At 73.9% G+C, this 22691-nt stretch carries 21 protein-coding genes; 8 read left to right on the top strand and 13 right to left on the bottom strand.

The features are described 5' to 3' along the window. Nucleotides 1-116: 116 nt before the first annotated feature. Nucleotides 117-1211 (top strand): metallophosphoesterase, encoded by a 1095-nt coding sequence (locus MNZ39_RS01755; protein WP_242333543.1) that lies wholly within the window; start codon nucleotides 117-119, stop codon nucleotides 1209-1211. A gap of 51 nt (nucleotides 1212-1262) precedes the next feature. Here the strand turns inward: MNZ39_RS01755 and MNZ39_RS01760 are convergent, their stop codons facing one another. The 9 genes from MNZ39_RS01760 to MNZ39_RS01800 all read right to left on the bottom strand — a co-directional run bounded on the left by MNZ39_RS01760 (nucleotide 1263) and on the right by MNZ39_RS01800 (nucleotide 10104). Beyond that, nucleotides 1263-2027 (bottom strand): transglycosylase SLT domain-containing protein, encoded by a 765-nt coding sequence (locus MNZ39_RS01760; RefSeq protein WP_242333546.1) that lies wholly within the window; start codon nucleotides 2025-2027, stop codon nucleotides 1263-1265. A 71-nt stretch (nucleotides 2028-2098) separates the two neighbouring features. Then, nucleotides 2099-2245 (bottom strand): hypothetical protein, encoded by a 147-nt coding sequence (locus MNZ39_RS01765; RefSeq protein ID WP_242333549.1) that lies wholly within the window; start codon nucleotides 2243-2245, stop codon nucleotides 2099-2101. A 233-nt stretch (nucleotides 2246-2478) separates the two neighbouring features. Further along, entirely contained in the window at nucleotides 2479-4164 is a 1686-nt protein-coding gene (locus MNZ39_RS01770; protein ID WP_242333552.1) for a glycoside hydrolase domain-containing protein, read from the bottom strand. A 322-nt stretch (nucleotides 4165-4486) separates the two neighbouring features. Further along, nucleotides 4487-5296, bottom strand: coding sequence for an ABC transporter permease (locus MNZ39_RS01775; RefSeq protein WP_242333556.1), 810 nt, complete (start codon nucleotides 5294-5296; stop codon nucleotides 4487-4489). Between the two features lie 2 nt (nucleotides 5297-5298). After that, nucleotides 5299-6075, bottom strand: coding sequence for an ABC transporter ATP-binding protein (locus MNZ39_RS01780; protein ID WP_242333914.1), 777 nt, complete (start codon nucleotides 6073-6075; stop codon nucleotides 5299-5301). Then, complete coding sequence (locus MNZ39_RS01785) at nucleotides 6075-6866, bottom strand: dienelactone hydrolase family protein (protein ID WP_242333559.1); 792 nt, start codon at nucleotides 6864-6866, stop codon at nucleotides 6075-6077. The genes MNZ39_RS01780 and MNZ39_RS01785 overlap by 1 nt, the downstream gene beginning before the upstream one ends. 115 nt (nucleotides 6867-6981) lie before the next feature. Beyond that, nucleotides 6982-7812 carry a 1,4-dihydroxy-6-naphthoate synthase gene (locus tag MNZ39_RS01790; protein WP_242333561.1) on the bottom strand — a complete coding sequence of 277 codons (831 nt, stop codon included), beginning with the start codon at nucleotides 7810-7812 and terminating at the stop codon, nucleotides 6982-6984. 118 nt (nucleotides 7813-7930) lie between these two features. After that, entirely contained in the window at nucleotides 7931-9673 is a 1743-nt protein-coding gene (locus MNZ39_RS01795) for a hypothetical protein (protein WP_242333564.1), read from the bottom strand. A 5-nt stretch (nucleotides 9674-9678) separates the two neighbouring features. Further along, nucleotides 9679-10104, bottom strand: coding sequence for a hypothetical protein (locus MNZ39_RS01800; RefSeq protein WP_242333567.1), 426 nt, complete (start codon nucleotides 10102-10104; stop codon nucleotides 9679-9681). A 209-nt stretch (nucleotides 10105-10313) separates the two neighbouring features. Here MNZ39_RS01800 and MNZ39_RS01805 point away from each other — a divergent pair, with 209 nt between their 5' ends. The 3 genes from MNZ39_RS01805 to MNZ39_RS01815 all read left to right on the top strand — a co-directional run bounded on the left by MNZ39_RS01805 (nucleotide 10314) and on the right by MNZ39_RS01815 (nucleotide 13356). Next, on the top strand, nucleotides 10314-11090 hold the full coding sequence (locus tag MNZ39_RS01805) for a hypothetical protein (protein ID WP_242333572.1): 777 nt from the start codon (nucleotides 10314-10316) through the stop codon (nucleotides 11088-11090). Nucleotides 11091-11215: 125 nt separating this feature from the next. Beyond that, nucleotides 11216-12523: a DUF190 domain-containing protein gene (locus MNZ39_RS01810; RefSeq protein WP_242333575.1), complete on the top strand. Its 1308-nt coding sequence runs from the start codon at nucleotides 11216-11218 to the stop codon at nucleotides 12521-12523. Nucleotides 12524-12633: 110 nt separating this feature from the next. Continuing rightward, a complete protein-coding gene (locus MNZ39_RS01815) occupies nucleotides 12634-13356 on the top strand; it encodes a YebC/PmpR family DNA-binding transcriptional regulator (protein WP_242333578.1) in 723 nt (240 codons plus the stop codon). Nucleotides 13357-13405: 49 nt separating this feature from the next. On the opposite strand, the gene MNZ39_RS01820 is transcribed toward MNZ39_RS01815, so the two are convergent. The 4 genes from MNZ39_RS01820 to MNZ39_RS01835 form a co-directional block, all read right to left on the bottom strand. Continuing rightward, the gene (locus MNZ39_RS01820) at nucleotides 13406-14068 is read right to left on the bottom strand and encodes a methyltransferase domain-containing protein (protein ID WP_242333581.1); all 663 of its coding nucleotides are present in this window, start codon (nucleotides 14066-14068) and stop codon (nucleotides 13406-13408) included. A gap of 91 nt (nucleotides 14069-14159) precedes the next feature. Beyond that, entirely contained in the window at nucleotides 14160-14726 is a 567-nt protein-coding gene (locus MNZ39_RS01825) for a hemerythrin domain-containing protein (protein WP_242333584.1), read from the bottom strand. Nucleotides 14727-14931: 205 nt separating this feature from the next. Then, complete coding sequence (locus tag MNZ39_RS01830; protein WP_242333587.1) at nucleotides 14932-16359, bottom strand: FAD-binding oxidoreductase; 1428 nt, start codon at nucleotides 16357-16359, stop codon at nucleotides 14932-14934. 377 nt (nucleotides 16360-16736) lie between these two features. After that, the gene (locus MNZ39_RS01835) at nucleotides 16737-17486 is read right to left on the bottom strand and encodes a sulfite exporter TauE/SafE family protein (protein WP_242333590.1); all 750 of its coding nucleotides are present in this window, start codon (nucleotides 17484-17486) and stop codon (nucleotides 16737-16739) included. Nucleotides 17487-17785: 299 nt separating this feature from the next. Here MNZ39_RS01835 and MNZ39_RS01840 point away from each other — a divergent pair, with 299 nt between their 5' ends. The 4 genes from MNZ39_RS01840 to MNZ39_RS01855 all read left to right on the top strand — a co-directional run bounded on the left by MNZ39_RS01840 (nucleotide 17786) and on the right by MNZ39_RS01855 (nucleotide 22690). Next, nucleotides 17786-19012 (top strand): ABC transporter substrate-binding protein, encoded by a 1227-nt coding sequence (locus tag MNZ39_RS01840; RefSeq protein WP_242333594.1) that lies wholly within the window; start codon nucleotides 17786-17788, stop codon nucleotides 19010-19012. Between the two features lie 93 nt (nucleotides 19013-19105). Then, complete coding sequence (locus MNZ39_RS01845) at nucleotides 19106-19984, top strand: branched-chain amino acid ABC transporter permease (protein WP_242333596.1); 879 nt, start codon at nucleotides 19106-19108, stop codon at nucleotides 19982-19984. A gap of 16 nt (nucleotides 19985-20000) precedes the next feature. Then, nucleotides 20001-21962 (top strand): ATP-binding cassette domain-containing protein, encoded by a 1962-nt coding sequence (locus MNZ39_RS01850; protein ID WP_242333599.1) that lies wholly within the window; start codon nucleotides 20001-20003, stop codon nucleotides 21960-21962. Between the two features lie 11 nt (nucleotides 21963-21973). Then, nucleotides 21974-22690 carry an ABC transporter ATP-binding protein gene (locus MNZ39_RS01855; protein ID WP_242333602.1) on the top strand — a complete coding sequence of 239 codons (717 nt, stop codon included), beginning with the start codon at nucleotides 21974-21976 and terminating at the stop codon, nucleotides 22688-22690. Nucleotide 22691 lies beyond the last annotated feature (1 nt).

A 22691-nucleotide genomic window follows, 5' to 3' on the forward strand; every position in this document is an offset into this window, starting at 1 on the left:
GCGCCGTCCGTCCTCCGGGTTCGGGCGAGACTCGCGCCACGGCGTCCGGGGGCCATGGAGCGGACCCGAGGGAGCGGCCCGCTCGGGCCCCCGAGCCACGCCGAGGGGATCCCACGATGAACGCGGCGCATCTGAGGAGTGGCTCGGTCGCGCTCGTGGCCGCCGCGTTGCTCGCCTGCGTCCACGACGTGTACCGGGCCGAGCCGCTCGGCCCGCGCCCGGCCTCGCGCTCCGAGACGGAGCGCGTCCTCGTCTTCGGAGACTTCGGCTTCCAGTCGATCCCTCAGCGGCTCGTGGCGGGCGCGATGCGCCGCGCCACCCGCGCGCGCCCGTTCGACCTCGCGCTGGAGCTCGGCGACAACATCTACCACTGCGGCCCGGAGCCCACCCGACCGGGAGCGGAGACCTGCCGCTTCGCCGAGGACGGCCTGACCGTCGCGCCCGGCGCCTCGCCGCCGGACGACCCGCTCTTCCGCGTGAACGAGGCGCCGCTCGCGGGGCTGCGCGGGCGCCACGGCGGTCCTCTGCCGATCTACCTCGCGCTCGGGAACCACGACGTCGGCCTCGGGGGCGGGAGCTGCGCGCGGCCGGCGCTGGGCGAGGTCGAGGCCATGCGGCGGCGCGCGTGCCTCGCGGTCGCGCGCCGCTCGCCCGAGTGGCTCCAGCCGGCGCGCCACTACGTGCTCGACCGGGGCGACGTCCGCTTCGTCGTGCTCGACACGAACGTCGTCGTCCGGGACTACGGCGGCTTCACGCTCGAGGAGGAGCTCGCCTTCGTCCGCGAGGCGACCGCGCCGTGCGGCGCCGGGCGGCTCTGCTTCCTCGTCGGCCACCACCCGCCGGCGGCGGTGCACTGGTACGGCACGCGCCGCCCGCTCCCCTACGGCGCGCGCATGGCGCGGCTCCTCGCCGCCGCCGGGGGCCGCGCCCGCGCGTTCTTCGCCGGCCACGTCCACGCCCTGGAGCACCTGACGCTCGACGGTCTCGAGGTGTTCGTCTCCGGCAGCACCGCGATGGGCAGCTTCGCGCACTTCACGACCCGCACGCCCGCCCGCGCCCAGGTCCGCTTCGCGACGACCGCCTGGGGCTACGCGGTGCTCGAGACGGACGGCCACGGCTACCGCGTCGACTTCTTCGACACGAGCGGGGTGGCGCTGCACTGCTGCCAGGCCGGCGCGGCGGGGGCCTGCCGGCCGGTCGCGTGCAAGTGACCCGCGCCAGGGAGTCCGAGCGCAGGGAGCCCGCCCGGGCGGGCGGCGCGATCAGAGGTCCACCGCCGCCATGCGCGCGAACGTCCGCGAGAGCGCCTCCACGCGATCCAGGTAGCCGCCGAGGTCGGTGTCTCCGCAGCGCTCGCCGGGCAGCGCCCGGAACCCGCGCGCCGCGAAGGCGGGGGCCCGCCCCCGGCCGCACAGATGGACGAGGGCGGCGAGGCGCGCGCCCTGCGCCACCGTCGCGCTGCGTCCTCCGAGCGCCTCCGCGATCGCCTCGTGCAGGAGCGCCGCCGTCATCTCGATGGCGTGGCTCGGGACGGTGCGGAAGTAGAGCGCGTTGAGCCAGCAGGCGCGCGGGTCGTACCAGGCGCCCTCGTGCGCCACCGCGTGGTCGTGAATGCAGAGGCGGCTCGCCTCCACGAACGTGCCGTCGGTGATCTGGAGGATCCCGACGGCGCTCGAGGCGGGCGCGTAGAGCTCGAGGGGGTTCCAGCTCCACCGCCAGCGCCAGTAGGTGCGCGCGAGCGGGTCTCCCGCGCTCTCGACCTGGACGAGCGCGGCGAGGAGCTCCGGACGGACGAGATCGGTCGAGTGCTCCTCGAAGAGCGCGCCGTACTCGGCCCAGGTCGCCTCGGGGGGCTTCGGGGAAGTCGGCGCGACGAGCCCGAGCAGCTCGGTCGGCTTGCGGATGACCTGGTAGGCGAAGTTGACCGCCGCGAGCGACGCGACGGCGAGGAGCACGACCACCGCGAGCGGCGGCGCCTCGCGCCGCCGGCTCCGGGCAGGCCTCCGCCTCGCGCGCCGTCTCGCCACGGCGCGAATGGTACCGCCACCCGACCCGGGCGCTACGATCTGGTGATCGCGGCGCGGGATCCAGCGACGGATCAGCGTCGATTGACGATGTTGAGGACGAGAGCCATCCGGCCCCCGGAGACCTTCAGCCTGGCGAAGCGACGGCGCGCGCGGATTCTCTGGCCCACGACGATGGCGGCAGCGGCGAGGACGAGCGCGGGCAACAGCGCGGACTGCATGGTCGGACCACTCCTGCAACGACGATCGCCGGTGTGAGCGCCGCGGGGCGCCTCTCGCGCTCCGCGACGCCCGGAGCCGGGCGACGCTCGGGTCGTTGTGATCGGGATCGTCCGCGGACGCGGCGCAGCACCCGCTGCGCTTCGTCCGAGGAACGTCGCGAGGCTAGTCCCGCGCGCCGCGTCGAGTCAAGCTACCGGCTGCTCGTCTGCCGGGGCGCGCGCGCATCCGTCCTTCACGGCAACGGGACGCCGCGAAGCTCCAAGATCCGGCGCGCGACGCGCTCGCGCGCGGCCATGAGCCGGGCGACGCCGGGGTCGGTCGAGGAGGCCGTCGGGAAGAGGTCGCTCGCGACGGCGGCCGCGAGGCCCGGGTCCCCGAGCCGCGAGAGCAGGCTCAGGTACTCGTAGTCCTCCATCCCCTCCCGGATCATCTTGAGGCGGATCGACGCGACGGGGACGTGGGTCGCGCCGCCGATCTTGGCCGGCGTGCCCGGGTAGAAGAGCGTCCCGTCGCCGTTGCCGTCGAACTCCCACTGGCTCGTCCAGGGATCGCCGGAGAGGTACGCGTAGGTCGTGTCCCAGTACAGCTCGCCCGTCGCCCGGTACACGAAGTCGAGCCACTGCATGGCCCGGTTCCGCACCGCCGACGCGTCGATCATGTAGCTCGGCCAGCCGGTGTCGTACGCGGAGCTGCTCCCGCAGCCGTGGCTCATGCAGCTCTGGTAGAGCCAGACCTCGTTCAGCGGATCGGCGGCGAGGAACGGGTCGTACTTGCTGCGCTGGTTCCCCGCGTAGGTGCCGGACTTGTCGTCCATGAAGTTCACCACCGGCACGAGGAGATCCAGCACCGGGGAGATCCCGTTCGCGTCCGCCTGCTGGATGGTGGTGGTGACGAGCGTCCGGAACTCCCGGTCGGCCGTCTTCGCCGCCCGGGCGCGGGTGAGCACGTCTGCGAAGGTGCAGCCCTGGTACGGCGGCTCGTCGCACGTGTACTGGAAGAGCCGCTCGAACCAGCCCGGCCGTGACCGGTAGCGCGTCGCCCAGCGCGCGAGGTTCGCCACGTCCTCGAGGTTGCCGAGGTACTCGACGGCGGTCAGCCGCGCGCCGGCGAGCCGCGTCGGGGCGGTCCCGTCCATCAGCGGACGGTAGTAGCGGTCGAAGTGGTCGAGGTCGTTCCACTGTCCGTCATCGTGACGCGAGAGGGAGAGGCGGTGGTCGAGCGCGAGCTGGCCGTAGCGAGCGCGCAGCGTCGCGAACGCGGCCACGTCCGACGCGCTGATGCCGTGGCCGGCGGGGAGCGTCCCCCACATGAGGCCGAAGGCCGTGCGGAGCGTCGAGGTCGAGGGCAGCTCGAAGTCCCACACCGTGAGCTCGACCGGCACGACCGTGGAGCGCCCCGAGGCGTCCACGCGGAGCTCCCCGCGGTAGAGCCCGGGGGCGGCGCCGCGCGGCACGAACACCTCCACCCAGATCGCCCGGCTCTCGCCGCCCCGGACGTCGAACGGGAACGCGTTCCGCCGCTCCCCGACGATCTCGTCCACGTCCGGGACGAGGGCGTCGGGGAAGCGCCCGGTGGCGCCGTCGGGCGCGGACGGTCGCGTCAGGTTGATGAGGGCCTCGCGGTAGAGACGGACGCCGGCGATGACGGCGCCGCCGGGGCCCGAGAGCGTGGACGCGCTCGCGCGCACGCCCCGGGCATTGCCGGTGACGACCACCTGGAAGGCCTCGAACTCGTTCCGGGCGGCGGAGATCCGTGCGACCGAGGTCGCGCGCGCGGGATCGCCCGGACGGATCTTCTCGGTCGCCGAAGCGACCCAGATCTTCGCGGCGGGCGCGGCGCGGGGTTGCGCGGGAAGCAGGGCGAGGATGAGGAGCGCGCACGAGGCCAGCGCGCGGGATCGACTGCCGTGACTCGTCATGGGGGCTCTCCTGCAGGCGAGTCGCCGTCTACCCGACCCATCTACCCTCGCTCGCCCGTCCCATGGCCTTCGCATGGACGGAGCGCGCGAAGCCTCCCCCGTTCGCCTCCCTGCCGACCCGGTTCGCTCTCCTCGAGCGCGGCTCGGAGCGGATGCGAGCTGTTTCAGCTCACGCCGGATGCCTCGTGGATCCCGGGCGCTCGCCGGCCGTGGCTGCGAGCGATGGCTCGCCCGGCCGTCCGTACCACGGGCGAGCGAGGAAGCGGCCAGGCGGCCGCGGCGAGTTGGGGCGGGATGGCGACCGGTCGCGTCGGCCGCTGGCTCAGCTCACGCTCTCGGCGCTGTAGCGCGCGATGAGCCCGGTCCGGACCGCGTGGCGGTGGACGCGCACGAAGACCCAGCTCGCGAGCAGGATGTAGAGGACCGCGAGGCCGCCGCCCCAGGCGAGCGCCGCGCCCGAGAAGGCGCGGCCGGCGACGATCGCGCGCATCGCCTCGAAGACGTGCGACGGCGGCAGCGCGCGCCCGACCGCGCGCATCCAGGGCGGGAGCGTGGCGAGCGGGTAGAACACCCCCGCGAACGGCGACAGCACCGCCGGGATGGGCCAGACGAACCACTCCGCGGCCGGCCCGAGCCGGAGGACGAGGGCCGAGCCGGTGATGCCGAGCGCGATGCCGAACAGGAACAGCACGAGCAGGAACGGGACGAGCAGGAGACCGTAGCCGAGGAGCGACAGCCCGAACACGCCCGTCGCGATGGAGAGCATCACGGCGAGGCCGAGCGTGCTCGTCGCCACGCTCGCGAGCACGAGCCCGGAGACGTACTCCGCGATCGAGATCGGGGTCGCGAAGACGTTGAGGAAGTTGCGCGACCAGACGTCCTCGAAGAACGCCATCGTCACGCCCTGCATGACGCGGGCGAGGAAGTCCCACAGGAGGACCGCCCCGAGCAGCGTGGGGACGAAGCTCCCGCCCGGCGCGGCGACGCTGTCGAGCCAGCGCGTGATGAAGCCCCACAGCACGACGTCCACCGCCACCCACGCGAAGAGCGGCACGATCCGCGAGAAGCTCCCGCGGACCAGGTACCACTGCCGGAGGACGACGGCGAAGACGCGCCCGGCCCGCAAGGTCATCATCAAGCCCCCTCGAGCGCGAGCGGCTCGCGCGCCACGGTGATGAACAGCTCCTCGAGCGTGGCCTTGCCGTGCTCCCCGGGCAGCGTCCGGGGGTCGCCCTCGAGCAGGATCCGCCCGCGCGAGAGGAAGAGGACGCGGTCGCAGACCTCCTCGACCTCGTACATGTTGTGCGACGTCCACAGCACGCCGCCGGTGCCCGCCGCCGCGCACGCCCGGATCTTGGCCCGCACGTCGCGTGCCGTGGCCGGGTCGAGCGACGCGGTCGGCTCGTCGAGCAGGAGGAGCTGCGGCTCGTTGAGGAGGGCCTTCGCGAGCGCGACGCGCGTCTGCTCTCCCGACGACAGCACGCCGCAGCGCGTGTCCCGGAAGCGCCGCAGGTCGAGCTGCGCGAGGAGCGCCTCGATCCGGTCGGAGAGCCGCCTCACGCCGTAGAGCAGCCCGAACACGCGGAGGTTCTGGGAGACCGTGAGGTTGCCGGGGAGCGGGGCGTACACCGCGGCGAAGTTGGTGCGCGCGAGGGCGCGCGATCGCTCGGCGGCGAGATCCACGCCCTCGATCCGGATGGTCCCCGCGCTCGGCTGGAGGACGCCGAGCAGCATGTTGATGGTGGTGGTCTTCCCCGCGCCGTTCGGACCGAGCAGGCCCACGATCTCGTTGCGGCCGACCTCGAACGACACCCCGTCCACCGCGACCGTCGCGCCGAAGCGCTTCTCGAGCCCGCTCACGGAGAGCACGTGCGCGGCCGGGCCGGCGGTCGCGGTGCGGGGTGCCGCGATCACCTCCCGAAGACCGCCTTCAGGTACTTCAGCAGCTCGTCCCAGGACCTGCGGTCGGCCTTCGCGTCGTAGGCGAGCCCGGCCATGCCCGCCTTGTCGGCGTCGGGGTTCGTGAACCCGTGCTTCGCGCCCGGATACGTGATGACGCGCGCCTTCACCCCGGCCGCCTTCATCTCCTTCTCGAGCGCCGCCACCTGCTCCTTCGGCACCATGGGATCGGCGCCGCCCGTCTGGACGAGGATGCTGCGCGGTCCGAACGACCCCTCCTTCGCGGGCTCGCTCGACCTCGCGAGGCTGCCGTGGAAGGTCGCGAGCGCCTTCAGGGGCTCGCCTTCCCGCGCCATGTCGAGCGCCACCCCGCCGCCGAAGCAGTAGCCGATGACCCCGATCTTCTCACGGTCCACCTGCGGCTGCGCCACGAGCTGCTCGAGCGCCGCCTCGAAGCGGGCCTTCTTCACGGCGGGGTCCTTCGTCGCCTCCGCCACGAACGCCTTCGCGTCCTCGGGGTGCGTCGTGGACTTGCCCTCTCCGAACATGTCGAGGGCGAACCCGACGTAGCCTGCCTTCGCGAGCTTCGTCGCCGCGTTCCGCGCGTGGGCGTTGTTCCCCCACCACTCGTGCACGACGAGGATGCCGGGCCGCTTCCCCTTGGCCGCGTCGTCGTACGCGAGGAACCCCTTCAGCACCGTGTCGCCCTGCCGGTACTCGATCTCCTGCGTCTTCACCTCGGCGCGCGCCGCGCCGGCGATCGCGAGCGCCGCGGCCACGATCGTCACCGTCGTTCGGGTCATGCCCACCTCCCGTGTGGTGCCCGGATCTGCGCGCCGCGGGCGGCCCGCGCACGGACGGATGGCGGAGGTACCCGACAGGCGCTCCCGACCGCGGGCCCCGGCCCGCTCCAGCGACTCACAGGAACACGTCGCGCCGCACCCCGGCGGACGCGGGGTTCATCCGCGCGTGCACGTCGAGCAGCGTCTCGACCGCTCTCCTCCCTGCGTCGCCGACGTCCACCGAGAAGTCGTTCACGTACAGGTCGATGTGCTGGCGCATCACCGCCTCGTCCATCTCCTGCGCGTGCCGCCTCACGTACTCGGTCACGAGCGGCCGCCGCGCCAGCGCGCGCAGGGTGCTCTCGCGGACGAGGCGCTCGAGCGCGCGGAGCACGTCGCGGTCGAGGGTCCTGCGCGCGACGATGCCGCCGAGCGGGATGGGCGCGCCCGTCTGGCGCTCCCAGTGCTCGCCGAGGTCGAGCAGCTTCACGAGCCCCTTCGCCGCGTAGGTGAAGCGACCCTCGTGGATGATGACGCCCGCGTCCACCGCGCCGCCGAGGACGGCGTCCTCGATGTCGGAGAACACCCGGAACTGCTTGTGCGCCGCCCCCGGGTAGGCGAGCGAGAAGAGGAGGTGGGCGGTGGTGTCTCGGCCTGGCACCGCCACCCGCATCGTCTCCGGCCGGAACGCGTCGACGCCGGGCCGCGCGACGAGCAGCGGCCCCACGCCGCGGCCGAGCGCGCCGCCCGACCGGAGGAGCGCGTAGTCGCCCGCGATGGCCGGCACGACGCCGTAGCTCACCTTGCTCACGTCGAGCCGGCCCGCCCTCGCCCACTCGTTCAGCGTCTGCACGTCCTCGTGGACGACGTCGAGGCGGAGCTCGCCCGTGTCGATCGCGCCGTTCACCAGCGCGTCGAAGATGAAGGTGTCGTTGGGACAGGGCGAGATGCCGAGCGTGAGTCTCATCGCGTGCCGGTCGATCGAGTGGAGCCGCACGGGCGCGGCCGGGCGCATCATATACGCGGCGGCGGCGGGGCGCGTCCGGAGCCGCTCGCGGCGCGCGCCCGGCCGGGCGAGCGCCCCGTCAGCGCAGCCCGACGGTGTAGGCGATCCCGAGCGACGGCGCGAGCTTCGTCCAGGAGAGCTCCGGGACGTTGGAGAGCTCCTTGCGCCCGGCGACGCCGAGCCGGAGCGACCAGCGATCGGCGAGATCGAGCTCGAGCGTCGCCCCGGCCGCGAGCGCCGTGTCGGCGCGGACGGCGCGCAGCCCCGGGTCGAGCGCGTCGTACGTGCGCCAAGCGAGGCTCGCGTCGAGGCCGGCGCGCGCCCGCGGCCCGAGCTCGAGGCGCAGCCCCACGCGCGGCCCCTGCTCGAAGGACGCCAGCGCGGGCTCGCGGGCACCGTCCCGGACGCCTCGCCAGGCGAGGGTCGCGCTGCCGCGCCCGCCGAGGAGCAGGGTGAGGTCGACCTCGCCGAGCTGGCGCAGGCCACCGTACGGCGCGGCGATCTCGGTGTGGAACGACTCCCACCGGGCGAGATAGGTCGCGCCCAGGGAGGTCTCGGTGGAGAGCGGGACCCGCGCCGCGCCGAGCGCGCGCGGCGCCGTGAGGTACGGTGCGCCGCCGAGGTCCTGGCGATCGTAGCCGCCCTCGGCGAGGAGGTAGCGGGCGCCCCTCCCCGCCTGCCACCCCGCGGCCACGCCGCCGCCGCGCAGGTCGAGCACGTCGTAGCGCGCCTGCTCGCGGAGCTGGGCGGTCGCGCGCAGGAACGGGCCGCTCTCGCCGAGCGGCGAGAAGCGTCCCACCGCGGTGATCCCGGTGTCGGCGTCGCCCGTCCCGCTGCGGACGCGGCTCGCGTCGGGCGTGAGATCGACGTTCGAGTCCCAGCCCGACTCGGCGAAGATCGACAGGCCGAGGCGGCCGCCGCGGCGGGCGAGTCGCGCGAGCCCGAGCGCGGTCTGGCCGAGCTCCGGGTCGGTGCTCGCGCGCTCGAGCAGCCGGGCCGCGTCGTCGGAGCGGCCGGCGCGCAGCGCCACGAGGCCGCGGTAGAACTCGGCCGCCTCGCGGTGCTCGGCGGAGCGCTCGGCGACGGCGAGGGACGCGTCGGCGCGCGAGTCCTCCCCGAGCTCGTACAGGCAGATGCCCTCGAGCAGCGCCGCCGCCCCGCCCCCGTCCCCGCGCGCCTCCGCAAACGCCGCGGCGGCCGCGCGCCGATCCCCGGCGCGCATGAGCCGGAGCCCGCGCTCGAAGGGCTCCTCCGGCCCGGCGTGCGCCACGCCGTAGCGGTCCGCGCGCCGCTCGCCGAGCACCCGCGCCTCCTCGCAGTAGGCGCGCGCAGAGGCCGCCCGGCCGCGACGGCCCTGCTCCTCGCAGCGCGCGAGGTACCAGGAGATCGCGTCGCGCGGCGGCTCGCCCGCGAGCAGGGCCGCGAGCTGGCCGCGCAGGCGCGTCGCGAGCTCGCGGAGGTGCGGCTCCCCGCGGGCCTCCACGCCGGCGAGCAGCCGGTCCGCGCGCGCGTAGAGGCGGGCGCCGTGGCACGCGAGCGCGTGGTAGTAGTCGAGCAGCGCGTCGCCGCCCGGGGCCGCTCCCCACGACTCGAACTGGTCCAGCGCCTCGCCGGCGCGGCCGAGCTTCACGAGCGCCGCGCCCGCGTAGCCGCGCGCGCGCTCCGAGCCGAGCTCCTCCGCGCGGCGGAACTCGGCGAGCGCCTCCTCGTAGCGGGACTCGCGAAAGAGCCGGGGGGCCGGGGGCCCGGGCGCGGCGGCGGGCCGGGCACCCCCCGGGGGCGACAGCCCGAGCAGGGCGACCGCGACGGCGGGGGCGAGCATCGTCGCTAGCGGCGGCCGGTGTTGGTGGGCGGGACGTACGGGGTCGGCTGGCTCCGCGTCGTGCGCGCGGTCTCCGCCCGGGTCTGGCCCGCGGCGGCGTGCGCGTCGGAGCTCGCGGCGCCCGCGGCGCTCGCAGCGGCGGCGTGCGCGGCGGCGTTCGCAGCGTGCGCCCGCGCGTCGCGGGCCGAGTCCTGCGCCTGGGCGTGGGCGGCGCGCTGCGCGTCGCCCTGCTTGCCGAACGCGATGTTCTCGTGGACGTAGGTGGCGCGCTCCGAGGCCTGGCTCGGCAGCGTGGGCGGCGTCGCGGGCGCGTCGGCCTTGTCGGCGAGGGCGCCGTCCGCAGCGTCCTTCGTCTCCACGTCGTCGGCGAGCCCGGCCCGGGCGAAGAGGATCCCTGCGAGTGCGGCGGTGATGACCCACATGCGCTTCATGCTTGTCTCTCCTTTTTGGCCGCACCGAGCGGCCGGCTGCCCGAAGAGCAACCGGTATGCCGCGCGGATCCTCGCGAGATCACGTGCCCTCCCTCGATGCGCCCGTACGCCGCGGTACAGGTGTTCGTACCGGTGCGTACGGCCCGGGCTCCCACGCGGGGCGCTCGAGCCGAGGGGTGAGCACCTTTGGAATCGTGAGCCGTACCGCCGTGGCCTTGCTGCTCCTCGCCCTCGCCTTTCCGGCGACGGCGGTCGAGGTGCGCTCGCCGCCCGGCGCGCTGCACGGCTTCCCCTCCATGTCCGACGCGCGGGGCGCGGTGGTCGCCGACGGCGAGCTCTCCCAGGAGCGCCGCGGAGACCGGCTCGTCGTTCACGCCCGATGGGTGTTCCGCGACGGGCGGCAGGCGGAGGAGACCGACACGTTCCGGGTCGGGGCCGAGCTCGAGCAGGAGCGGTTCGCCTGGGTCGAGACGCTGCGCGGCGAGGAGCAGCGCCGGTTCGAGGTGGACTTCGCCACCGGCGAGGCGCGTTCGGTCGTCCGGCGCGGAGATCGGATGGAGCGAGAGCGCGCGAAGCTCGACCTCCCGGCCGGCCGCTCGTTCGCAGGCTACGGCACGGCCCTCGCGGCGAGTCAGCTCCCCCTCGAGCCGGGTGGAGCGTCGGAGCTCACCTTCGTTGCGTTCACGCCGAAGCCGCGCGTGGTGACCCTCGTGGTACGCGACGACGGCCCGGACGACATCCCTGCGGCGGAGCGGCGGATCGCGTGCGACCGCTTCACGCTCCACCCGAAGCTCCCCCTCCCCCTCCGCCCGTTCGTGCACGCGCCGGACGCGCACCTCTGGTTCACGCGGCGTGCGCCGCGGGCGCTCGTCCGCGCCGAGCAGGAGCTCGTGGCGAAGGACGATCCGCGGGTCGTCATCGACGTGATCCCGCGCGGAAGCGTTCAGGCGCGCTCCCCTGGCCGCCGCTCGCCAGCCGGCCGCTGATCCCCCAGGGGTCCTCGCCGGCACCCCGATCGCGCCTGCCCGAACAGACCCCGTGCCCTAGGATCCGGACGGGCGCCCGCCTCGGCGTGGTTCGGGCGGGATCTCGACCGGCCCGGGGGTGAAGGATGGGCATCGACCTCGTCGGCAAGGCGAAGCGCGTCCGCGTCTACACGAGCGAGGACGACCGCGTCGGGCGGAGCCCGGCGGCGCACGCGGTCCTCGAGTACCTGCGCCGGGAGAACGCGCAGGGCGCGACGCTCCTCCGCGCGGCGAGCGGCTTCGGCGCCGCGGGGGAGCTCCACACCGCCGGGCTCGTCGACATCGCGCCTCACCTGCCGGTGATCGTGGAGTGGATCGACCGGCCAGAGGTGGTCGAGCGGCTCCTGCCCCGGGTGAAGGAGCTCGTGCCGCACGGCCTCATCACCGTGGACGACACCGAGATCGTGCTGCACGCGCCGCACCCGGTGCGGGACCTCCCCGCGACGATGACCGCCGCCGACGTGATGTCGCGCGACGTGGTCTCGGCGGCGAGCGACACGCCCCTGCGCGAGGTCGTGGAGGCGCTGCTCGGCAAGCCGTACCGCGCCGTCCCGGTCGTCGACGACGGCGTGCCCGTCGGGATCGTCACGGGCTCGGATCTCGTCCGCAAGGGCGGCCTCGGCGTGCGGCTCGATCTCGCCGCGACCCTCGAGCGCCCGGAGCTGCAGGAGCTCCTGCAGCGGCTCTCCCGCTCGAGCCTCGTCGCCGCCGACGTCATGACGCGGCCCCCGGTGACGGTCGAGGCCGGGACGCCGCTGCCGGACGTGGCCGCGCGGATGGCGCGACTGCGCCTGAAGCGGATGCCGGTCGTGAGCGACCACGGCAAGCTCGTCGGCGTCGTGGCCCGCGTCGATCTGCTCCGGGCCGCGGCCCGCAGCCTCGACACCGCCGCGCCGGGCTCGGGGGCGGCGGCGCGGGCCCTCGGCCTCGCCCGGGACACGCCGCTCGCGCGCGTGATGCGGCGCGACTTCCCCCTCGTGCGGCCGGAGACGCCGCTCGCGGAGGTGTTTCAGGCCGTCGTCGCGACGCGGCTGAACCGAGCCCTGGTGGTGGACGCCGAGCACCGGGTGGTGGGGCTCGTCACGGACGCGGAGCTGCTCGAGCGGATCACCCCCGCGCTCAGGCCGGGCGCGCTGCGCTCGCTCATGAGCCGGCTCCCGTTCGCGCACCCGGGGCCGGAGGAGATCACGCTGGAGCGTCACGCCCACGCGCGCACGGCGGCGGATCTGATGACGAGCGAGGTCGCCCTCGCCCGCGAGGACACGCCCGTCGCCGAGGCGATCGGCCTCATGCTGGCGGGTAACCACAAGGTCCTCGCCGTGACCGACGCGGGCGGGCACCTCGTCGGCATGGTGGACCGCTCGGACCTGCTGCACGGCCTCATCCCAGGCTAGCAGGCGCGAAGGGCGCGGGCGCGCGGAGCTTGCGCGCGGGTGGCCGTGTGAGATATCCGCCCGTCCGGGGGCGCGAGGGACGGCCTCGCCCCGCGCCGAGAGAGGGACGCATGGGACGCATCTTCGAGACTCGCAAGGCCACGATGTTCGCCCGCTGGAACCGGATGGCGAAGGTCTTCACCCGGATCAGCAAGGACATCGCCATCGCCGTGAAGGGGAGCGGGCCCAACCCGGACAACAACCCCGCGCTCCGGCGCGCGCTGCAGAACGCCCGCGGCGCCAACATGCCGAAGGACAAGGTCGAGGCCGCCATCAAGCGGGCGAGCGGCCAGGACCAGCAGGCGTACGAGGTGGTCGTCTACGAGGGCTACGCGCCGCACGGCGTCGCCGTGATGGTGGAGACCGCCACCGACAACGTGGTCCGGACCGTGGCGAACGTCCGGATGCACTTCAAGAACAACGGCGGCAACCTCGGCACGACCGGCAGCGTGGCGTTCCAGTTCCGCAGGATGGGCGTCTTCCGCCTCGCGCCCGAGGGGATCGACCTCGACGCGATCGAGCTCGACCTCATCGATCACGGCCTCGAGGAGATGGGCGAGGGGACCGGCGAGAAGGGCGAGAAGCAGATCGTCATCCGCAGCGCGTTCGAGAGCTTCGGCCAGCTCCAGGCGGCCATCGAGGAGCGGAAGCTCCCCCTCCTCTCCGCCGAGTCGGAGTACGTGGCCCAGACGCCGGTCGAGCTCCCGGAGGACCAGGCGAAGGAGGTCCTCGAGCTGGTGGACGCGCTCGAGCAGGACGAGGACGTCCAGCGCGTCTTTCACAACCTCGCCTGAGGCACCGCGGCGCGATCGCCGGTGCCACCGGACGATTCCGGGCGCCGCGCTAGCGCGACGCGCGCTCCGGGATGATCCAGAGGAACACCCGCGCGCCGCCGGCGACGGCGGTGCGCTGGGGCTCCCAGTCGCCCATGTCGTGGGCGTGGGAGACGACCCGCGTGCCCGGCCGGAGCTCCCGGAGCAGCTTCGGCCGGAGCCGCAGGTTCACCTCGGGCCACAGGTACAGCATCACGACCGTCGCCGGCCCGAGGTCGGTCTCGAAGAGATCGCCCTCGCGGAGCTCCACCTTCTCCTCGACGCCCGCGGCGCGCGCGTTCTCCCGCGCCTCGCGGATCCGCTGGGGATCGAGGTCCACGCCGACCGCGCGGGCGCCGCGCTTCGCCGCGGCGATCACGATCCGCCCATCGCCGCAGCCGAGGTCGTAGACCACGTCCCCGGCCCGGACGTCCGCGAGCGCGAGCATCCGGTCGACCACCTCGGGGGCGCTCGGCTCGTAGGGGACGTCCAGCTTCGGCGCAGGCGCGGCGCTGCCCCGTCCCGGCGCGGCGAGGGCAGCCCCGCCCGAGCCCGGCGCGGCGAGGGCAGCCCCGCCCGAGCCCGGCGCGGCGACGACGAGGAGCGCGAGCGCCAGGAGCGCGCGCGCGGCGCTCCTCCTCCGCGGAGCGTCCCGATCCCCGGCCGAAGACCGCACGGCCCCTTCGCCCGCCATGACCACCTCCGCGCCTCGCCCTGTCGGCGCGAAGATGCGTTGCGGCCTCGCGCGGCGCATCCCGCAGGAGAGGCGTCGCCCCGGACGCGAACTACCGCGCCGGCGGCGCCGCGCGCGCAGCGGGGCCCGGCGGCTCGACCACGCCGCGGCGCGCGCGGATCTCCCGGACGATCTCGCCGTCCACGGACCTTTCGAGGAGCCGGCGCATGGCGGGGAAGATGACCTTCTCCTCCCGCTCGAGGTGCGCGACGAAGTGCCGCTCGAGCTCCGCCGTGGCGGCGCCGACGACGGGCGCGAGCGCCGCCAGGCGGCCCGGCTCGCGCGCGAGCTCCTCGCACGCGCCCACGAGGATCGCGAGCGGCGCCTCGTGCTCGGCGTGCTCCCGCGTCATCGTGTCGAGCTCCGCATCCACGGCCGGGTCGCGCCCGCGCAGCCGCGGCAGGATCGAGCGCTCCTCGTCCTGCGCGTGGAGCGGCAGCGCCTGCGTGAAGTAGCGGCGCACGCGGGCCGCCGCCTCGGGGACCGCGGCTGCTTCGGCCGGGCCCGCCTCGGCGATCCGGCGCGCGAGGCCGAGGAAGGAGCGGATGCGCTCGTGGCATTCGAGCAGGAGGTCGACCGAGTCTCCGGGCGCCGCGGTGCCTCCGATGCGGGTCAGCATGTGCTCGCCTCCTCGTCCGTCCGGGACGCTTCGCACGGCGGCGTGCCGCGCTCGCGCGATTCAATGCGAAGCCCCTGCCATCCGCAGGATCCCGCCGGATCCGTGGGATCTTGCGCGGGCCACGCGAGCGAGGCACCCGGATTTCGGTGAGGCAGCACGCGCCGTCGGTGGTGCACTGTCCCCGCGGTGCTCGCCGCCCGCGCCGCTACGGGGCGGGGCGGATGTTCTGGTTCAGGCGGAAGAGGTTGTCTGGGTCGTACTTCGCCTTGATCCTGGCGAGCCGCTCGTAGTTCGGGCCGTAGGCGCCTTGCACGCGCTGGGCCTCGTCGTCCGGCATGAAGTTCACGTAGACGCCGCCGGTCGCGTGCGGGGTGAGCGCGTCAAAGAGCGAGCGTGTCCAGCGCACGCACTCCGCGTCCTGGCCACGGTCGGTCCAGCGGGTGTGGACGTTCACGAACAGGCGCACGTCACGGCGCGAGTAGGCGGTGGCCTCCGCCGGCACCCGGCTGATCGCGCCCCCGAGCGTGCCGATGAACACCTCGCACTCTGGAGACGGCAGCCGCCGGACGTGGTCCAGCAGGATGTCGATCGCCGCGTCGTCGAGCTCGCGCAGGTCGTGGGACTTCCAGTAGTTGCGGGCGCCGGGGGCGAGGAGCGGGTCGAAGGCCGTCTGCCACGCCACGAAGGGCGCGGGGCCGATCACGTCGGCGATGGGCTGCCCCAGGGCGCGGAGCGGAGCGAGCGCCTTCACTCCCTCCTCCGGCACCTCGCCCACGTAGCATGCGGCGAACACCAGGACCTCCTTGCCGTGGACCTCCGGAGGGAGGAACGGGAGCGGCGGCGCCTTGCGCATCACCACCCAGGCGGTCACGTCGTCTGGGGCGCCGGCGACGAAGCCTCGATAGCCCTTCAGGAGCTCCTTCGCGCGGGAGAACGGGTGGACGACCAGCCCGGCGAGCACCATCGGCCCGAGCGGATGGAGGCGGAACTCGAACGACGTCACCACGCCGAAGTTCCCGCCGCCGCCGCGGATCGCCCAGAAGAGGTCGGCGTTCTCGTCCTCTCTCGCCTGGAGGAGCCTGCCGTCGGCGGTGACCACGTCGGCCGAGAGCAGGTTGTCGATCGCGAGCCCCAGCTTCCGGCTCGTCCAGCCGAACCCGCCCCCCAGCGTCAGCCCGGCCACCCCGGTGGTCGAGTTGATGCCGAGCGGCGTCACGAGCCCGAACGCCTGGGCCTCACGGTCGAACTCACCCAGGGTGACGCCCGGCTCGACGCGCGCGGTCCGCCGGGCGGCGTCGATCCGCACCGACTTCATCGGCGTGAGGTCGAGGGTGAGGCCGCCCTCGCACACCGCGTTCCCGGCGACGTTGTGCCCGCCCCCACGCACCGACAAGAGGACGCCGTGCTCGCGCGCGAAGTCTACCGTCCGCATGACGTCGGCCGCTCCGGCGGCGCGCACCACCGCGCCGGGGTGCTTGTCCACCATGGCGTTCCACAGGGTGCGCGCCTGCTCGTAGCCCGGCTCGCCCCGGAGGCAGAGCGCGCCGCGCAGCTTCTCGCGGAGCGGAGCCAGCAGCTCCGGGGTCAGCAGGGGAACCTCGGCGCGATCGGGCTTCACCATCACGTTCGCCATGTCCGGACCTCCCGTGCCCGCGCGGCGGCCGCGCAGGGAACTCCCGCGGCGGAGCGCCGCGCGGTGTGGCCCACGCATGTATCGGCGCCCGGAGCGAGACCAGGTCGCGTCATCGGTTGGTTGGGTCGTAAGCGGACGCTGGGTGCCGGCCGAGAGATCGCCCACGGAACGAACGGACCGGGCACGCTCCGGGCGCCCGGGTGGGCGAGATCGGGCGCCGTGTCCGTGATCGCCCGTAGCCTCGATGGGCGAGGTCGCCGCGGTGTCCGTGATTGCACGGAGCCTCGATGGCGTGCTCGTGCTCCGTGCCCCGAGCGCACTTCACCGGCTCCGGATGTTTGACCGGCGCGCGTGCTCCGGTGCGGGCGGCGGCGCCCTCAGGCGCGCAGCCAGAAGAGCGCCGCCATCAAGAGGCCCGTCGCCACGATCCCTCCGCGCAGCCACGCGCCCGGGACCCTGCGAGCGGCTCGCGCTCCCAGGTAGCCGCCCGCGATCGAGCCCACCATCATGAGCGCCCCCTCGCGCCACAGGACGATCCCGCCGAAGGCGTAGAGGCCCACCGCGATCGCGGAGAGGACCGCGGACAGGAGGTTCTTGAGCCCGTTCATCGCGTTCAGGTTCGTCTGCCCGAGCACCGCGAACAGCGCGAGGAGCAGCACGCCGAGCCCGCCGTTGAAGTACCCGCCGTAGACCGAGACCGCGAGCACGCCCATCGCCGCTCCGCGCGCTCCGGCGCCGCCGCCCGCGCGCGCCGCGCGCAGGAGCCGCGGCGCGGCGGCGAAGAGGGCGGTCGCGGCGAGGAGCAGCCACGGGACGATGCGGCGGAACGCGGGCGCCGGCGTGAGGAGGAGGAGCGCCGCGCCGAGCGCGCCCCCCGCCGCGCCGAGCGCGAGGAGCGCCGGGAACGACAGCCCCGGGGGCGGGCGTAGCTCCTCCCGGAAGCCCCAGGTGCCCGACAGGTAGCCCGGCAGGAGCGCGAAGGTGCCGGTGGCGTTCGCGGCGAGCGGTGCCGCTCCGGTGAGGACGAGCGCCGGCAGCGTGAGGAAGCTGCCGCCGCCGGCCACCGCGTTGAGCGCGCCGGCCACGAACGCGGCGGACGACAGCAGGGCGACCTCACCGAGGCTCATGCGCGTCGCACCCGCGCCTGCGCGCAGCATTCGCGTGCCCCGCCTCCCCTGGGGCGCCCGCGACCCATGGGCCGCCACGGCGGTCGACCGTGAGTCCAGAGCCGTCGCGATCCGTCGAGAACATCCGTGTTCACGCTCGAATCCCTCGCCGTTTTCCCAGGCTCCGATCCCTCGTCGAACCCGCTGCGCGCTCCCGCGCGCCGCGGATCTTTCGTGTTACCGTACCGCGCCGCTGCTGGATTTGCGTCTCCCGAACCCGTTTTTTGCGCTCCTCGCGTTCACCCGCTCCAGGGGATCACATGACGAAGCTCTTCGGAACGCTGCTGCTCTGCGCCCTCTCCCTCCCAGTCTCCGCCGCCGACTCCGTGAAGATCGCCGTCACCGGCCCGTTCACCGGCGGCTCCGCCCCGATGGGCGCGTCCATGCGCGACGGCGCCAAGCTCGCCATCGCCGAGATCAACGCCGCGGGCGGCATCCAGGTCGGCGACAAGAAGCTCAAGATCGAGGCCGTCGAGCGCGACGACGAGGCGAAGAACGAGCGCGGGGCGCTCATCGCCCAGGAGCTCGCCGCCATGCCGGACCTCTCCGGCGTCATCGGCTCCGTGAACACGGGCGTGGTGCTCGCGGGCGACAAGCACCTCCAGGACCGGGGCATCGTGAAGATCATCACCCCTGCGGCGGGCTCCGCCTCGATGACCCAGTGGGCGAAGGGCGCAGAGGGCCCGAAGACGCTCTCCATGTTCCGCTTCGCGGCGCACGACGGCATCCAGGCGGCCATGGTGGTCGAGGAGGCGGTCAACCGGAAGTACACGAAGGTCGCGCTGCTGCACGACGCGACGAACTACGGCGTCTCCGGCCGTGACGACCTCGTCCGCCAGATGAAGCTGCAGGGCGACAAGCTCCAGGTGGTCGCCACCGAGAAGTTCAACATCGGCGACAAGGACATGACCGCCCAGCTCCTCCGCGCGAAGGCCGGCGGCGCCCAGGCGATCCTGATCTGGGGCATCGGACCCGAGATGGCGGCCGTCGCGAACGGCATGGCCAAGCTCGGCATGAAGGTGCCGCTCATCGGCGGCTGGACGCTCTCCATGTCGAACTTCATCGACAACGCCGGCAAGAACGGCAACGGCACGCTCATGCCGCAGACGTTCATCGAGGAGCCCATCACCCCGAAGGCCAAGGCCTTCATCGCGGCCTACCACAAGGCCTACGGCGTCACGCGCATCCCCTCCCCCGTGTCGGCCGCGCAGGGCTACGACGCGGTGTACGTGTTCGCCGCGGCGGTCAAGCAGGCGAAGAGCACCGACAGCCAGAAGATCCGCGAGGCGCTCGAGGACCTGACGGAGCCGGTGAGCGGCGTCATCGCCACCTGGAAGAAGCCCTACTCGAAGTGGGATCCGTCGAACGTCGAGACCCACGAGGCGTTCCGCCGCGAGCAGGTCGTGATGGGGATGATCCAGGACGGCCGCGTCGTGTTCGCGAACGAGCGCGATCGCGCCCGCCTGCAGAAGAACGGCAACATGTAGCCTCCGGCGAGGGGGAGGAGGGCCGCCCTCCTCCCCTCCCCCGTTCTCCTCGTTCTCCTCCGGTCTCCTCCCCGCACCTCGGATCCCGCGCCCGTGCCCGCCTCGATCGTCGCCCAGATGGCCATCAGCGGGGCGCTGATGGGCCTCGTCTACGCCCTCATCGCCTACGGCTTCCAGCTCACCTACGCCACGAGCAAGAGCATCAACTTCGGGCAGGGCGAGCTCGTGATGGTGTCGGCGTTCTTCAGCCTCACGCTCCTCGACCTGGGCCTCTCCTACTGGCTCGTGCTCCCCGCCGGCCTCCTCTTCGGCGCGGCGCTCGGCCTCGTGGTCGAGCGCGCCGGCGTGCGGCTCGCGCTGGAGCAGAAGAGCGAGGGCTGGATCCTGCTCACCATCATCCTCGGCCTGTTCTTCTTCTCGGCCGCGGAGAACATCTGGGGCCGCGACGACCGGCCGTTCCCGACGCCCATCCCCTCCGACTCCATCCACGTGCTCGGCGTGGACGTGACGCCGCTCGAGCTGTCGGTCGCGGTCGGCGTCCTCGCCGTGATGGGCCTCATCGAGCTCCTCAAGCGCAGGACCCTGCTCGGGAAGGCGTTCGAGGCGGTGTCGGTGGATCGCGACGCCGGGGAGCTCATGGGCATCTCCGCGAAGCGGACGGTGATGCTCTCGTACGCGCTGTCCGGCGCGGTGGCCGCCCTCGCCGGCATCCTCGTCTCGCCCATCACCACGGTCGGGCCGACGATGGCCTCGGCGCTCGTGCTGAAGGCGTTCTCGGTGGCGGTGGTGGCGGGCCTCGACTCCGGGTTCGGCGTGGTGCTCGTCGGGACGTTCCTCGGCGCCCTCGAGACGCTCGCGAGCTTCTACGTCGGGAGCGGCTGGCGCGAGGCGCCCGGCCTCGTCCTCCTCATCCTGGCCCTGGCCGTGCGCCCCACCGGCGTGTTCGGCAAGGCCGCCATCCGCAAGGTCTGACGGGAGCGCTCGCGCCATGTGGAAACGGCTGTTCCTCGTCCGCGGTGCCGAGCTCCTGCTGTTCGCGTCCCTCGCGGCGCTCCCCCTCGCCGTGGCGAGCCCGTACGCGCTCGGGCTCCTCACGCTCCTCGCCATCTACGGCATCCTCCTCATCGGCCTCGACGTCACGGTCGGCTACCTCGGCCAGGTGAACCTCGCCCAGGCGGCGTTCCTCGGCCTCGGCGCGTACGCCGCCGCGATCGTCGTCACCCACACCGGCCTGGGCCTGGTCGGCGCGCTCCTCGTCGCGCCCACCGTGTGCTTCGTGCTCGGCGCGCTCCTCGCGCTCCCGGCGCTCCGGCTCGAGGGGCCGCAGTTCGCGCTCGCGACCCTGAGCTTCACGGCGCTCGCGACCACCGCCCTGAACGAGCTCGAGTGGCTGACGCAGGGCGCCCAGGGCTTCAGCCTCTCCCGCCCGCCGCTCCTCGGCCACGCCCTCGGGGCGCGCGCGTTCTACTGGATGTGCGTGGCGCTCCTCGCGATGGTCTGGATCGCGATGCGGAACCTGCTCTCGTCGCAGTGGGGCCGCGCGTTCGAGGCGCTGCGAGACAGCCCCATCGCCACCGACGCGATGGGCGTCGGCACCTACCGCCACAAGGTCGCCGCGTTCGCGTTCGGCTCCGGGCTCGGCGGCCTCGCGGGCGCGCTCTACGCGTTCAACTTCCAGTACCTCCAGCCGCAGAGCTTCGTGTACGAGCTCACGGTGATCCTGCTGCTCGGGGTCGTGCTCGGCGGGAGGAAGAGCCTGTGGGGCGCGTTCGTGGGCGCCTCGCTCGTGGCGCTCCTCCCGAACCTGCTCTCCAACCGGACGCTCTTCCAGGCGTTCTCCGCGCTCGGGCTCGCCGTCGCCCTCGCCGCGGGCGCGCGCGGGCTCTTCCGGCGCACGATGCGGCCGTTCCAGGCGATCGCCCCGGTGGTCGCGACCTCCGCGCTCGTGGTGGGCGGGCTCGTCGTCGAGAACACCGAGGACTGGCGCAAGGCGATCTTCGCCTTGATGCTGTTCTCGGTGGTGGTGGGGCTGCCCGAGGGGCTCATGGGCTTCGCCACCCGCTTCCTCGCGCAGCTCCTCCGCATCGCCCCGCCGCCGCTCCCGCCCCCTTCGCCCCTCGACGAGGTCCTCCCGGCCCGGCTCGCCGACGGCGCCGTGCTCCTCGAGCTGCGCGACCTCCGGCGGCACTTCGGCGGCGTGAAGGCGGTCGACGGCGTCTCCCTCGCGGTGCGCGCCGGGCACGTCCACGGCCTCATCGGCCCGAACGGCTCCGGCAAGAGCACGCTCGTGAACGTGATCTCCGGCCTCTACACGCCGACCTCGGGCGAGGCGCTGCTCAGGGGCAGCCCGCTCCCCCACGGCAGCCTCGTCCGCGTCGCCCGTGCGGGCGTCGCCCGCACGTTCCAGAACCTCCAGCTCTTCACCGGGCTCACCGCGCTCGAGAACGTGATGGTCGCGCTCACGGGCGTGTACCGGGCTCCCCTGCCGTTCGTGCTGCTCGGCCTCGGCCGCGCGGAGGACCGGCGCGCGCGCGCCGACGCCCTGGCGCTGCTCGAACTCGTCGGGCTGCGGGAGCAGGCGCGCACCCCCGCGAAGGACCTCACCTACGGCGCGCAGCGCTTCCTCGAGATGGCCCGGGCCCTCGCGCGGAAGCCCGAGGTCCTCATCCTCGACGAGCCCGCCGCCGGCCTCGCTCACCCGGACGTGGTGAAGCAGGTGGAGGTCATCCGCCGGATCCGCGAGCGCGGCGTGACCATCGTGCTCATCGAGCACCACATGGACGTGGTGACGCAGCTCTGCGACGTGGTGACCGCGCTCGACGGCGGCAAGCTCATCGCGGAGGGCTCGCCCGACGAGGTGAAGCGCCACCCCAAGGTCATCGAGGCCTACCTCGGCAACGTCGGGGACGCCGCCCTGCCCGCGCCGCCCGCCGGCGCACGGATCTCGTGAGGGAGAGCGCGATGCTGCTCGTGGAGGACGTGTACGCGGGGTACGGCCTGAGCGAGGTGCTGCTCGGGACCTCGCTCGCCGTGAAGCCCGGGACGGTGGTCGCGCTCATCGGCGCGAACGGCGCGGGCAAGACCACGACGATGCGCGCCATCTCGGGGCTCATCCGGCCGGCGCGCGGCCGCGTGCTCCTCGACGGGGAGCCCGTCGGCGGCCTCCCGGCGTCGCGGATCGCCCGGCTCGGGCTCGCGCACGCGCCGGAGGGGCGCAAGGTGTTCGGCACGCTCTGCGTGGAGGACAACCTGCTCCTCGGCGCCTACGGCCGGCTGCCGCGCTTCTTCGGCTTCCGCCGCCGGGCGGCGGCCGATCTCGAGCGCGTGTACGGGCTCTTCCCGCGCCTGCGCGAGCGGCGCAGGCAGCTCGCCGGGACCCTCTCGGGCGGCGAGCAGCAGATGCTCGCCATCGGCCGGGCCCTGATGGCACGGCCCAAGGTGATGCTGCTCGACGAGCCTTCGATGGGGCTCGCGCCGGTGATCGTGCAGGAGGTCTTCCGCACGATCCGCCAGCTCAAGGCGGAGGGCATGACGATGCTGCTCGTCGAGCAGTTCGCGAAGACGGCGCTCGAGGTGGCCGACTACGCCTACGTGATGGAGCGCGGCCGCATCGCCATCGAGGGCACCCCCGCCGAGCTGCGCCGCGACGAGCGGCTGCTCGCGGCGTATCTCGGGTAGC

Origin of the sequence: Anaeromyxobacter sp. SG66 (genome assembly GCF_022690805.1) — a bacterium.
GTDB classification, from domain to species: Bacteria; Myxococcota; Myxococcia; order Myxococcales; family Anaeromyxobacteraceae; genus Anaeromyxobacter; species Anaeromyxobacter soli.